Source organism: Pseudoalteromonas luteoviolacea, from assembly GCF_001750165.1.
GTDB lineage: Bacteria > Pseudomonadota > Gammaproteobacteria > Enterobacterales > Alteromonadaceae > Pseudoalteromonas > Pseudoalteromonas luteoviolacea_G.
Genome location: NZ_CP015411.1, coordinates 2,890,120 through 2,903,184, shown reverse-complemented (window position 1 = coordinate 2,903,184; position 13,065 = coordinate 2,890,120). Strand labels below are relative to the sequence as shown.

Here is a 13,065-nt window from a genome sequence, read left to right as displayed (position 1 = left end):
TGAATTATCTTGACAGTTCGTCAATATGTTGAGCGTTTTTTGTCTTTATATGTTAACGGTGTTGTGTTTTGTTAACTTCTGTAGTTATCGTCTTTAAACGTTTTTTCAAGCTTCTTAGTTGGATGAGAAGTGAGCAAAAGAAACCGCATGTACTGAAAAAGCATAAAAAAGACGGTAGTATAGGTGTAATAAACAAGAGCACAAAAATTGAGTAAGTGATAATGAGCAAAGGGTTCATGCTAGTCTGTGACGGCAGTAATGGCGCAGGAAAAACGACGGTCATTAAAGGTATTGAAGCATATTTAACTTCAAAGGGGTATGAAGTTGTTTTAACTCGTGAACCTGGTGGCACGGTTATTGGTGAGAAGATCCGAGAAGTTATATTAGACCCGAAAACACCACAAATGACCGATTTAGCCGAATTGATGCTTTTTGGTGCGGCAAGGGCTCAGCATATTGAAGAAAAAATAAGGCCAGCGATAGAGTCGGGTAAAGTTGTGATTTCAGATCGTTTCGATGCTGCCACTTTTAGCTTCCAGCATTATGCAAGAGGCATTAACCTCCAAACGATAGAGACGATAAATAACCTTGCCTTAAATGGCTTTAAGCCAGACTTAAATATCATCTTAGACCTTGAGCCAGAACTAGGTTTGAAACGAGTGCAGCAAAGAGGTGAAGGTTTAGACAGACTTGAAGTTGAAAAATTGGATTTCTTAAAAAGGGCACGTGAAGGTTATTTAATTCAAGCAAAGGCTGCACCTGAATCATTTGCTGTTATTGATGCAAGCTACTCTCAAGAGGAAGTGCTGAAGCGATGCCTTGAAGTTGTAGATGAACTGATGGGGCGAACGGCATGATGTCTTTTTGTAATAAAGGCGACGCATAATGTACCCGTGGATTGACTTGGTACACAAGCAATTACAAGACAGTTTTAGTCAAAATCGTTTTCATCACGCACAATTAGTTCACGGCTTAACTGGTGTTGGTAAAAGTGAATTGGTTCGAAACTTGAGCGAAGATTTGCTCTGCATAAATAGTACAAATATGCTTTCCAGTTGCGGTCAGTGTAAAAGCTGTTTATTGCTGCGTGCGCAAAATCACCCTGATCTACTCTATTTGGCAGGTGAATCTAGTAGTATTGGTGTTGATGAAGTGCGTGCATTGAACGAGTTTGTTTTTCATTCTGCTCAGCAAGGGGGGAACAAAGTCGTCGTTATTGAGCAGATAGAGAAAATGACAGAGTCTGCTGCCAATGCATTACTTAAAACGCTAGAGGAGCCTGCGCCAAAACGTTATATATTGATGACTTGCAACGATTTATCTAAGGTTAAAGCGACGGTTTTGAGTCGATGTAATCAAGTACAAGTTGCGATCTTAGATAAAACAGTATCGCAGCAGTGGCTAGATTCCAAAGGTATAACGAGCCAAGAGTTTGTTTGGGCTGAAAGGTTTTGTAAACAGCCATTGCTTCTTGAAGCATGGGCTAATCAAGGGGTGATATCCGAAGTTGATGAATTATGGAAAGTTGCTCATGATATTACAAGTGTTGTTGATATAAATACACTAGAGAGTACACTGTCAAAAGACGCTAGCTTACATGCTGTTTTCGTTCGTTTTTTAATTGAAGTGTTTAAGCAACAGCTAGCAGCCGGGCAAATAAACTTTATGCAATTTCATAATTGCTCAAAACAAATGGAAAAATACATGTCCGATCACCACAAAATTTTAGGTATAAATAAAACCCTAAGCCTATCAAATTTGGTGTTTGGAATTCAGCGCGTATTGAAACAGGATTGATATCATGCAAGAACTATTAGTTGATATTGAAGACAACGATGAGTTATATCGAAGCTATATGCCATATTTAAAAAATGGTGGCATTTTTGTTAAGACTAACAGTAGGTTTGATATGGGAACTCCTGTCTCAATGAGAGTCATGCTACCTGACGCACTAGAAGAGGAGCAGGTGACTGGCAAAGTCGTTTGGATCACACCTCAAGGCGCTCAAAACTCCAATCCTCCTGGTATTGGAGTCTGTTTCGATGCTGAATTTGAACTGTTAAATGATAAGATAGTTAAAATTCTGGGCACTGCACTGAACCTAGATAAACCAACCTATACGATGTAAGAAGTAGTAATGATTGTAGATTCACACTGTCACCTTGACCGTTTAGATTTCGCCAAGCTAAATATTGAATTGCCTGAGGTTTTACAGGCAGCCCGCGAGAGGCAAGTAGAACATTTTTTATGTGTAAGTGTTACACTAGAACAGTTTCCCAATATGTTAATGGTTATAGAGCCTTTTAATGATGTTTCTGCCTCGTGCGGTGTGCATCCTCTTAATCAAGAGGATGCATTGGATAAAGCCCAGCTACTAAATTTAGCGCAGCATCCAAGAGTTGTGGCCGTTGGAGAAACTGGGTTAGATTACTATTACTCAAAAGACACTCATCAAGTCCAACAAGATAGCTTTGTGGGTCATATTGAGGTCGCAAATGAGTTAAAAAAACCTTTGATCATTCATACTAGAGATGCACGCAAAGACACAATTGACATAATGAAAGCCCACAACGCGCAAGATTGTGGCGGTGTGCTTCACTGCTTTACAGAAGATTGGGATATGGCAAAGCAAGCTATTGATATGGGTTTTTATATATCAATCTCGGGAATTGCAACTTTTAAAAACGCACGAGAGCTGCAAGACGTTGTTAAAAAACTGCCTTTGGATAGATTATTAATAGAAACAGATTCTCCCTATTTGGCACCCGTCCCGCATAGGGGAAAGACGAATCAGCCGGCCTATGTTCAAGACGTTGCTTATTTTATTGCAGATCTTAAAGGTCTGTCATATAAGGAACTTGCACACGCAACCACCAATAACTTTTATCAGCTATTTAGTTTAGCAAGTCGTAGTAATGGTTGTTAATCAAGCCAACCTTCCTATATTTTTGTGTGGGCCTATGGCCCGCCGAGCTGAGTCAAGCTTAGTTAGCTTTCAATTTGTAACCACTCAAAAAGTCAGTTTAAGGATTGAATTTACAGGTTATCAAACACACACAGCTCAAACAGAGATCCCCCTTGGTGAGTCTCTCTTTTTAGTCTTACTCACTGTAAGACCAATTGATGGGGAGTTTGCCACCGATACTGAGTTGCCTTATCAAGTATTTAATGATAACAAAAAGATCGATATGGGCCGTTTTAGTTATCAGGGGAGTACTACTCTGGTTGTGCCGAAAGTGCTCACCAATGTTTTACATGGCTCTTGTCGAAATCCACATCACCCAAGTAAAGACAGTTTAGTTGAAGCTGACGCTTATATGGAACGTAGCTATCAAAATAGTCATGAAAGACCAGATTTGCTGATATTGTCAGGCGATCAGGTTTATGCCGATGATGTTGCTGGTCCAATGCTGGTAGCAGTCCACCAGCTAATTGAACTGCTTGGGATTTATAAAGAAGTGCCGCTCAATTTGGCACTGCCAGAAGTGTTGGAGCAACAGCTTTACAGTAGAGATGTATACTTACCAAAAGAGCCTTGGGAGAATAGAAGTAAGCTGACACTTGGCTATTGGCTGCGCAAAGATGAACCGCATTTTTCTAGTGTAAAAGCGGCAAATCACTTAATTACAACTGAAGAATTTATCGCTTTTTATGTTTTAAATTTTAGCGCGGAAGCTTGGCGACTTGTGGCGCCTTTCGATATTGATACAAGTTTGTTTGAGAGTAAGTACAAAACACTTTTTGAAGCTGAATCTAGAGCTCTGCAAGATTTTGTTTCGACCTTACCTCATGTGGAAAGGCTTATGGCCAATGTATCAACATTAATGATGTTTGATGATCATGATGTAACTGATGATTGGAACTTAACACCTAGATGGGAGCAAAATGTAGCTAATTCAAGCACCAGTAAACGTATTATTAGTAACGGACTTATTAGTTATTGGTTGTTTCAGGGGCTAGGAAATGATGCTTTACAAACATCAGGTAGTTTATTGGCAAGCTTTTATGGGGCGTTGCAAAAACAAACATGGGACTTTAAACAGTTCGATAAAGAGATAGCGCGTTTTGGTCAGTGGCACTACTGTTTGGATACAACACCAAAAGTAGTTGTGATCGACACTCGAACGCACCGATGGCGCAGTGAGCAAGACTTTGACGAACCCAGTGGGTTGATGGACTGGGAGAGCTTAATGGAACTTCAGGAAGTGCTGGTTAACCATGAGAGCGTACTATTGGTGAGCCCTGCACCTGTATTTGGCGTAAAAATTATTGAAACGATTCAATCTATTTTTAACTCATGTGGTGAGCCATTAGTGGTTGATGTAGAAAATTGGATGGCTCATGAGGGGGCTGCACGAAAACTGATAGATATTTTTAAACGAGAGGACACACCAAAAGAGACGATTATATTGTCTGGTGATGTACATTATTCATTTTGTTTTTCAGTTCAAGCAAGGTTTGGTAGGCATCATAACCGTATCTGGCAGCTGACTGCATCTGGAATAAAAAATGAGTTTCCAAAAGGTCTTCTGTCTATTCTAGAGAAACTAGATATTGTATTTTTTGCGCCTTGGAGTCCTTTCAACTTATTTACTAAACGTTGGCAACTCGCTGTTTCAAAACATAAATCAGATTATGAAAATGGTCGTTATTTAGTGTCTGATTCTGCAATCAGCTTAGTAAACATAGAAAATGGCAAGCTCAAAGGTTATACCCTTTTACATGGGACTGGCGAAGTCACTCAGTTTGATTTGAACTAAAGCATGCAGAGTTAAGCGCGAAACGCAGCTTTTGCTATAGTTACCTTTAACTATAGAGACTTAAGTGTTATTTATGCTTGCGATACTGCGCTTATGTATAACTACTTTGATGAGCAAAAATGGATGTATAGCCATGTGTGTTATGCATCTGTTATTGAATTTGAGCACGTCTTTTGCGAGCCCCACCTTTACTGATACGTCTCAAGTTATGAGGCGTTTTGATTATGAGTCTGGGCTTAGCCAAGTCACAATAATGGCGCTGACTGAAGATCAGTTAGGGTACATATGGATTGGTACCCAAGCAGGGCTGAATCGGTTTGATGGTCATGAATTTAAGCAATTCACAAGCAAGCAACAAAATGCTTCAGAGTTAGCTGGTTCTTTTGTTACTGGATTATGCCACAGTGGAGAAACTGTGTGGGTAGCTACCAGCACAGGTTTAAGTGCCTATCACACCGTGACGGGTCGGTTTCAAAGTTTTCTAAAAGATAACTACCAAGCTATTACCTCTGATAGGGTTAAAACTCTCAATTGCAACGGCAATTTTATATCTGTTACTACAGAAAACCATGAATTCTATTTAATTGATAAAGTGACGTTCGAAACGAAATCCGTCAATTTAGAGGGACGTTTTCCGAGCCATGCAATTGCCTACAATAATCAGGTTTATTATGTCACTGAAAGTGGGTTTATGGTCTATCACATGCAATCCAAAAGAAATGCAGTTTTGCTTGCGGGGGAGTTCAAGTATTTAGCTTTGCGCGGTGAAAGAGTATTTTTAATCACGAAAGACAATAAGCTATTGAGTTATGACACTTTGTACGAGCGTACTTTGTGGGAAATAGAAGTTGGAACAGGCATGGGGTTGGAACTCAATAATCTTCATATCTCAACTGATAGATTATTTGTAGGTAGTAATTATGGTGTGTACCTCTATGACTTAAATGGTAATTTCAAAAAACACTGGTTCAAGCATGAAGGTCAGGGGCTCGGGTTACAAGACAACAGCATCATGTCTGTATTGGTAGATAGCAATCAAGATTTGTGGTTTGGTACGGAGACGGGCGGATTGCATTTTATTAGTCAACTCAGTGAAAACTTTGGTCATGTCAGTGAATTTAATTATCCTCATAGCCCATTACCTGAACCTGATATTAGGAACTTTGCCCTAGACCGATTTGATCGGCTTTGGCTTGCGACGTCTTCTGGTTTGTATTTTTTCGATAGCACAGGTTTTAAGCAAGCACATCATGTGTTTTCTGAACTTTCTGTTGTAGAGAATGCATTCATCACCAAGCTGTTCATTCGTGGTGAATATATGTGGATCGCAACGCGAGGGTTAGGCGTATATCGTTTTAGATTAAAAGGGGGAGAACTACTGAATATTATCCCCGATGTTGGGAAAGGTCCTGAACTAAGCTTTAACGATATTATTGAGTTTCAGGGGAGGGTTTTAGTCAGCTCGCGTACCATGGGTTTATTATTTTTCAATGAGGTCACGAGTAAACTTGAGCCATTTCTAACCTTGGAAAATGCGCCAAGTCATGTGTCCTCCTTACTTGTCCAAGGCAATTCGCTCATATTTGGGAGCATTGGAGATGGCCTTTTCAAGTATGAAGAAGGGAAATTATCGCAGATTACGATAGCGGATTCTTTGGCTTCTGATATTGTGTTTATGCTTCAAGAAGATAGCTTTGGTCGAATTTGGGCTGGTAGTGAAACTGGTATATCGGTTATTGATAGTAATTTTTCTGTTGTTAAAGTCATCAAAAAGGCGGATGGGTTAGCAAATAGTGCGATTTGGGCGCTTTTATATGATCAGCAGGACCATGTGTGGTTTGGTACTAGTGGGGGATTGTCGAGGATCAATATTCATGATTTCAAAATTGATAATTTTTTACCAGTTGATGGAGTGCAAGGCAATGAGTTTAATTACAATGCGAGTTGGTTATCCCCTGATGGACGTGTATTCATAGGTGGCTCTAATGGTTTTAATCAATTTCATCCAGAGCAAATAAAAATATCTCCCATTATTAGACCCCTTTTAATATCTAATATTGAGTTATTGGGTCGAACATTGCATCCATCAATAAATAAAGAGTTAAAACTAGCTCCTGAGCTGACCGCTTTTCTTGAGCTGGAATATGATCAAGATATTGTGTCTTTGCATTATTCCAGCTTAGATTATGGCTCAGAGGGGTTAAGGTTTTATTATCGAATTATTGGGCTTAGCGAGCAGTGGTTAAAACTGGCGGACGGGGTCAGGCAAATTAACTTGTTAAAGCTTAATCCTGGCTCGTATCAGGTGCAAGCATACACAATTAATCGTTTCAACCAAACTTCCCCGATCCATCATTTTGATATTCAGATTAATGCGCCATGGTGGTGGAGTAAGTATACCAAAGCCATTTATTTTTTAGTCGCGACTATGCTGCTTGTTTTTTGGTTTAGGCTACGGCAGCAGCGTTTTCAGCAAGTCGTTAACGACAATAAAACTATGAATGAGTTACAAGAGCGATTAGAGCTTTCTTTGTGGGCAAGCCAAGATGAAATGTGGGACTGGCACATTGATACAGATAAGATTTATCGTCATTGCGTGAAACCGCGCATTGAATATGGTGATTGTCAGTCTGAGATGTCTGTTCATGATGCAGTTCAGTTTATACATCCAAAGGATTATATAGGATGGGAAGAAAAACTAGAGGCATGTCTAGAGGGTGAGCAAGACACTTATGAAATCGCCATTAGGGTAAAAACAATTGATGAAAAATGGACTTGGGTACTTGAGCGAGGCAAAGTTGTTAGTAGGGATAGTCATGGAAAAGTACAGCGATTGGCTGGGTCATTAAAGGATATCGCCGAGCTCAAAGCACATCAAAACGCCTTGCAGTTATTAAACGAAGACTTAGAAATTAAGGTTGCGGTACGCACCGATGAATTATACCAGAAAAACCAAAAGTTAGAGCAGGCTATGATTGAGCTGAAACGGACTCAGCAAGAACTCATCGAGAGTGAAAAAATGGCTTCGTTAGGCAATGTTGTCGCAGGGATCGCACATGAGATAAATACGCCATTGGGGATCTCTATTACTGCTATTTCATACAATCAAGAAAGTCTCAAACAAGTTTCAACTAAATTGCAAAATCAAACACTGAAGCAATCAGACCTAGAGCAGTCAATTGAAGAGCAGCAAGAAGGTTATTTACTGATGAGTCGAAACTTGGATCGAGCAAAAGAGCTGATCAGTAATTTTAAGCAAGTGGCAGTAGATCATTCAAGTGAAGTTCAAAGAGAAATTAACGTAAAGTGTTATGTTGAGGATGTATTTAAGTCTTTGAGCCCACTTGCAAATGGTAAACACATTATGTTGGAGATTGAAGGAGATGAAAATATTTTAGTGGATACTTATCCAGGCGCACTGTATCAAATACTCACCAATTTATATAACAATTCAATACTACATGGCTTTGAGGGGTTGGATAAAGGCTGTGTAAGTGTGATAGTTCAAAATCTTGAAGGGTTCTGGACGCTAATATATAAAGACGATGGTGTGGGTATGGGAGAGAGCAGTTTGCAGACTATGTTTGATCCGTTTGTAACGACTAAGCGTAGTCAGGGTGGGTGCGGTTTAGGTATGCATATTGTTTATAATTTGGTTACGCAGTTACTGAAAGGCGAGATATCAGCATGGTCAAAACCTGGTAAAGGGCTTGAAGTAAAGTTGAAAGTGCCGATGCGACATGCGGGTAAAAGTAATTAGGCAACATAGGCTAGCTTAACCAATTTAATGCAAAGCTAGCCTAATGTTATATGGGTAATATGAGTTTAATTGATCGTAATTACAATATCATGGTTTATATTGTCTTGTTGTATATTCCAATTCTCTATTAAGCGGGTAGTACCACCAGTATTTCGACATATAATCTGTGTTGCAATTCTTCCCGTTCTCGCGTCATAGTAAACGGTCTCATCATATGAAATTATATCGTCAAGGAATCCATCATTATGCCATGGCTGCAACCGCAACGGAGAGTCGCTCTCAATACTTGAGGCGGTACAAAAACCTGTTGATTCACTATTATCAATATTTAGAGTCGCACGATATCGGACATCTTGATAAAAGCCTGGGTACAGTTGGTCGCCGTCAAGCCAACGTTTTGCATCTAGCTTGCTCTTTAGTTTGATTGTTGGAGCCGGGGCGATGTTGTGTCGTATGTGTTCAATTGAGCCTTCGGTATTAGTACAGAGTAATTCAACATATTTTTCTTTATTTTCATACCCTTCTGGTATTTGGCCTGTTATGACTTTTCCATGTATTTCCAATTCAGTTAAAAAACGATGGTCATTGAGTGAGTAAATGGACGCGGATTGGCAAGGTATATTGCTTGCAGGATGGGGAGTGTATACACGAACATCATATGCTGAGCTAGACTGCGTTACCATAATATTTATTGCGGCTTGGCCGTAGTATGTAACTCTGCCAGGCTCACCGTCAGTATCATGAATCACTGTAGCAGCAACAGCCGTTGTATTGAGGGCTATCGCGATAGGGAGCACAAATTTTACTCTCATTATAATTTCCTTTTTACATGTTGATAAAATCACTTTATCGCGAGATTTGTTTCAGTTAAAGCATTTTTAGATTGAATATTCGAGACTGTTTTTAATTTATTTTAAGTTAATAAATAATGAATTTTTCAATGCTGATAATCTAACTTAGGTGTATACCTTGATACTTTTATGATGGAGAAAGTTTAGGGAGCTTAAAAGCGATTCGAAAAATGCTTATATAATGCAATGAATTAGGATAAATGAAAAAGAAATATTTTATGATAATGCGAATAGGTAACAAGCTTAAGTGTAAAGTGCAGGGCATGGCTGCAACCATGCCCTACTGTGAGGTATGAATTTACATTACACGCATACCTGGCTCCGAACCGTCGTCTGGGTTCAAGATATAAATCTCTTTACCACCAGGGCCCGCAGCTAGAACCATGCCTTCAGATAAGCCAAAGCGCATTTTACGAGGTTTAAGGTTAGCAACCATAACAGTTAACTTGCCTTCAATGTCTTCTGGCGCATAAGCTGACTTGATACCAGCAAATACTTGACGAGTTTCACCACCTAAGTCTAACGTCAGCTTAAGCAGTTTTTCTGCCCCTTCAACATGCTCTGCTTTGGCGATTTTAGCAACACGTAAGTCAACCTTAGCAAAGTCATTAAATTCAATTTCGTCTGCTATAGGCTCTTTGGCCAGCGGGCTGTTCGGATCCAAAGCTGGTTTCGCTGGTTCTAAGCTTTCTTTAGATGCGTCTACCATTGCATTGACTTTATCCAAATCTACACGCTGCATTAATGCTTTGAATTTATTAATTTCATGGCCAATTAACGGCTGAGAAACCGTTTCCCATGTGAGTTCAGTTGCAAGGAACTGTTCAACATTTGCGCTCATGCCAGGTAGCACTGGTTTCAAGTAAGTCAGGATGACCTTGAACATATTCAAGCCAAGTGAGCAGACCTGATGTGCGCGCTCTTGAGTAGCTTCGTCTTTGATTAGTACCCAAGGTGCTTCAGCATCAATGAACTGATTTGCTTTATCAGCAAGCGTCATGATTTCACGGATTGCGCGGCTATATTCACGATTTTCGTAATGTGTTGCAATTATGTCAGCAGCTGCGCTGAACTCTGCCAAAAGCGCTTTATCCATGATTTCATCGCTTAGCTTACCTGCGAACTTCTTAGTGATAAAGCCTGCACAGCGGCTAGCAATATTGACTACCTTGCCAACGAGGTCTGAATTTACACGCTGTGCAAAATCTTCAAGGTTTAAATCTAGGTCGGTAATACCACTGTTAAGCTTGGCTGCATAGTAATAACGAAGGTATTCAGGGTCCAAATGCTCTAAGTAGGTACGAGCTTTAATGAACGTGCCTTTTGACTTAGACATCTTCGCGCCATTTACGGTTACAAAACCATGGGCGAATACATTGGTCGGCTTCCTAAACTCAGCACCTTCAAGCATTGCTGGCCAAAATAGACTGTGGAAATAGATGATATCTTTGCCGATAAAATGGTACAGCTCCGCGTCTGAGTCTTTACCCCAGAATGCGTCAAAGTCGATGCCACTTTTATCACACAGATTTTTAAAACTAGCCATGTAACCAATTGGTGCGTCTAACCATACATAGAAGTATTTACCAGGGGCACCTGGGATCTCAAAGCCAAAATAAGGGGCGTCACGGCTAATATCCCACTGCTGTAAGCCTTCAGCAAACCACTCTTCTAGTTTGTTAGCCATTTCAGCCTGTAAACTGCCAGAGTGAAGCCATTCTTTAAGCATGCCTTCAAAAGCAGGTAGGTCGAAGAAAAAATGCTCTGAGTCTTTTAAAACAGGAGTCGCGCCAGACATAGCAGAGCGAGGGTCTTTTAGCTCTGTTGGACTGTAAGTAGCGCCACAGGCATCACAACTGTCGCCATTTTGATCAACAGCATCACATGTCGGGCACGTACCTGTCACGAATCTGTCAGGTAAGAAAATATTTTTTTCTGGGTCAAACAGTTGCGAGATAGTACGCTTTTTGATGTGACCTTTGTCATTTAAGCGAGTATAGATAAGCTCACTGAGCGCTTTATTCTCGTCGCTATGTGTACTGTGATAGTTGTCAAATACAATATTGAAGTCAGCAAAGTCACGTTGTCTTTCGATACTTACATTTTTGACCATTTCTTCAGGCGTAAGGCCTTGTTTTTGTGCGTTTAACATTATCGGCGTACCATGCGCATCATCTGCGCATACATAATATGCCTCATGGCCACGCATTTTTTGGAAGCGAGCCCAAACATCAGTCTGAATGTATTCAAGTAGGTGCCCTAAATGTGTTGGGCCATTTGCATATGGTAATGCACTTGTAATGAGAATTTTTCTCTTTGTCATAGTTTTCCCATGGTTAATTAGCCGCTTTGGCTAACGCCAGTGTAAACTTTGTGCTCAATTTGACGGTGAAATTGAGAACAATTTTTTTGTCCAACTGGATTATGCCCTAATAACGCGATTTTGACTGGTCTTAATTTATCGAATGTTACATAATTCCTGCGTTCTTTTCATCACCAAATGGCGTTTTATTTGTATGTTTGGCATCAAGAAGTTTTTTAGTAAAGAAGATCCTGCTGAAACGGAGATTGTGACGCGATTAAATAGTTATCGCAGTGCTATTTTTCCAATGGGAGTCTTAAGCGAGTGGATATTATCAATTACAAAGGATAAATCTCATTACAAGGTTGTAATTGAACTACCATTTGCAGCCCAATCCCAGAACAAACAACTTGAGCAATATCTGGTAACTCAGAGGATAAAAGATGTCCGTGTTTTGATTCAAACAAACATACCTGATTCGTATAAATTTAAGAAAATTAAGCACATTATTCTCGTTGCTTCAGGAAAAGGTGGAGTCGGAAAGTCTACTACAGCGGTGAACTTAGCATTAGCATTGCGTGGCGAAGGCGCTAAGGTTGGCTTACTGGATGCTGATATTTATGGGCCCTCTATTCCTTCTTTATTGGGTTTGGTGGGCGAGCAGCCTTCCGCAAAAGATGACAAGACACTCAACCCAATGAAAAAGTACGGGTTAAACACAATGTCTATTGGTTATCTTGTGCCAGCGGAGAATGCAACTGTTTGGCGTGGGCCTATGGCTTCGCAGGCGCTCAATCAGCTGCTAAACGAGACTGATTGGGGAGAGCTAGATTATCTCATTGTCGATATGCCGCCGGGCACAGGTGATATTCAACTCACGATGACACAAAAGCTGCCAGCCAGTGGCGCCGTAATTATAACGACGCCCCAAGACTTGGCACTGGCTGATGCGCAAAAGGGAATTGCTATGTTTTCACAGGTGAACTTACCAATTATAGGTTTGATTGAGAACATGAGTTATTTTAATTGCCAACACTGTGGCGAGAAAAACTCGCTGTTTGGTAGCGATGGGGGCAGTGAATTAGCTGCGCGTCATGGTGTGCCCTTGTTGGCTGAAATTCCCTTAGATCTTGATATTAGAATAGGGTCTGAGAAAGGTGATAACATCATTGAGCGAGGCGATGGTATTGCTGAACATTATATATATAGCGCGCAATTGATCGCCAGCATGCTTCAGCTTCAATCATCTCAATCTGCTGGAGTTGAAATTATATTTACAGATGACTAGCCTTTTCCATTGCGTCACATTGAGCATTTTATTTCTCGCAAACACTGGCAAATGTGTCCTTAGGCTACATACTTATCTATGTGGTTTTGGGGCGCCTAGCTAGT

9 protein-coding genes are annotated in these 13,065 nt (G+C 40.3%); 7 read left to right on the top strand and 2 right to left on the bottom strand.

Annotated features, from left to right (window positions below):
• Nucleotides 1-221: 221 nt before the first annotated feature.
• The 6 genes from tmk (at nucleotide 222) to S4054249_RS12225 (ending at nucleotide 8,520) form a co-directional block, all read left to right on the top strand.
• A complete protein-coding gene (gene tmk, locus S4054249_RS12250) occupies nucleotides 222-857 on the top strand; it encodes a dTMP kinase (RefSeq protein ID WP_046356193.1) in 636 nt (211 codons plus the stop codon).
• 28 nt (nucleotides 858-885) lie between these two features.
• Nucleotides 886-1,797 carry a DNA polymerase III subunit delta' gene (gene holB / locus S4054249_RS12245; protein ID WP_046356194.1) on the top strand — a complete coding sequence of 304 codons (912 nt, stop codon included), beginning with the start codon at nucleotides 886-888 and terminating at the stop codon, nucleotides 1,795-1,797.
• Between the two features lie 4 nt (nucleotides 1,798-1,801).
• Nucleotides 1,802-2,128: a PilZ domain-containing protein gene (locus S4054249_RS12240; protein WP_046356195.1), complete on the top strand. Its 327-nt coding sequence runs from the start codon at nucleotides 1,802-1,804 to the stop codon at nucleotides 2,126-2,128.
• Nucleotides 2,129-2,137: 9 nt separating this feature from the next.
• Complete coding sequence (locus tag S4054249_RS12235) at nucleotides 2,138-2,926, top strand: TatD family hydrolase (protein ID WP_046356196.1); 789 nt, start codon at nucleotides 2,138-2,140, stop codon at nucleotides 2,924-2,926.
• Complete coding sequence (locus tag S4054249_RS12230; protein WP_046356197.1) at nucleotides 2,916-4,760, top strand: metallophosphatase; 1,845 nt, start codon at nucleotides 2,916-2,918, stop codon at nucleotides 4,758-4,760. The genes S4054249_RS12235 and S4054249_RS12230 overlap by 11 nt, the downstream gene beginning before the upstream one ends.
• A gap of 133 nt (nucleotides 4,761-4,893) precedes the next feature.
• A complete protein-coding gene (locus tag S4054249_RS12225) occupies nucleotides 4,894-8,520 on the top strand; it encodes a two-component regulator propeller domain-containing protein (protein ID WP_046356198.1) in 3,627 nt (1,208 codons plus the stop codon).
• A gap of 65 nt (nucleotides 8,521-8,585) precedes the next feature.
• Here the strand turns inward: S4054249_RS12225 and S4054249_RS12220 are convergent, their stop codons facing one another.
• The gene (locus S4054249_RS12220) at nucleotides 8,586-9,332 is read right to left on the bottom strand and encodes a hypothetical protein (protein ID WP_046356199.1); all 747 of its coding nucleotides are present in this window, start codon (nucleotides 9,330-9,332) and stop codon (nucleotides 8,586-8,588) included.
• A gap of 337 nt (nucleotides 9,333-9,669) precedes the next feature.
• A complete protein-coding gene (metG, locus tag S4054249_RS12215) occupies nucleotides 9,670-11,694 on the bottom strand; it encodes a methionine--tRNA ligase (protein ID WP_046356200.1) in 2,025 nt (674 codons plus the stop codon).
• A 193-nt stretch (nucleotides 11,695-11,887) separates the two neighbouring features.
• On the opposite strand from metG, the gene S4054249_RS12210 reads away from it, so the two are divergent.
• On the top strand, nucleotides 11,888-12,961 hold the full coding sequence (locus S4054249_RS12210) for an Mrp/NBP35 family ATP-binding protein (protein ID WP_046356201.1): 1,074 nt from the start codon (nucleotides 11,888-11,890) through the stop codon (nucleotides 12,959-12,961).
• The last annotated feature ends 104 nt before the right edge of the window (nucleotides 12,962-13,065 follow it).

What these genes read in the sequence shown, in the direction of transcription:
- tmk (WP_046356193.1), top strand. Translation starts at nt 222, where the DNA reads ATGAGCAAAGGGTTCATGCTAGTCTGTGACGGCAGTAATGGCGCAGGA.
- holB (WP_046356194.1), top strand. Translation starts at nt 886, where the DNA reads ATGTACCCGTGGATTGACTTGGTACACAAGCAATTACAAGACAGTTTT.
- S4054249_RS12240 (WP_046356195.1), top strand. Translation starts at nt 1,802, where the DNA reads ATGCAAGAACTATTAGTTGATATTGAAGACAACGATGAGTTATATCGA.
- S4054249_RS12235 (WP_046356196.1), top strand. Translation starts at nt 2,138, where the DNA reads ATGATTGTAGATTCACACTGTCACCTTGACCGTTTAGATTTCGCCAAG.
- S4054249_RS12230 (WP_046356197.1), top strand. Translation starts at nt 2,916, where the DNA reads ATGGTTGTTAATCAAGCCAACCTTCCTATATTTTTGTGTGGGCCTATG.
- S4054249_RS12225 (WP_046356198.1), top strand. Translation starts at nt 4,894, where the DNA reads ATGTGTGTTATGCATCTGTTATTGAATTTGAGCACGTCTTTTGCGAGC.
- S4054249_RS12220 (WP_046356199.1), bottom strand. Translation starts at nt 9,332, where the DNA reads ATGAGAGTAAAATTTGTGCTCCCTATCGCGATAGCCCTCAATACAACG.
- metG (WP_046356200.1), bottom strand. Translation starts at nt 11,694, where the DNA reads ATGACAAAGAGAAAAATTCTCATTACAAGTGCATTACCATATGCAAAT.
- S4054249_RS12210 (WP_046356201.1), top strand. Translation starts at nt 11,888, where the DNA reads ATGTTTGGCATCAAGAAGTTTTTTAGTAAAGAAGATCCTGCTGAAACG.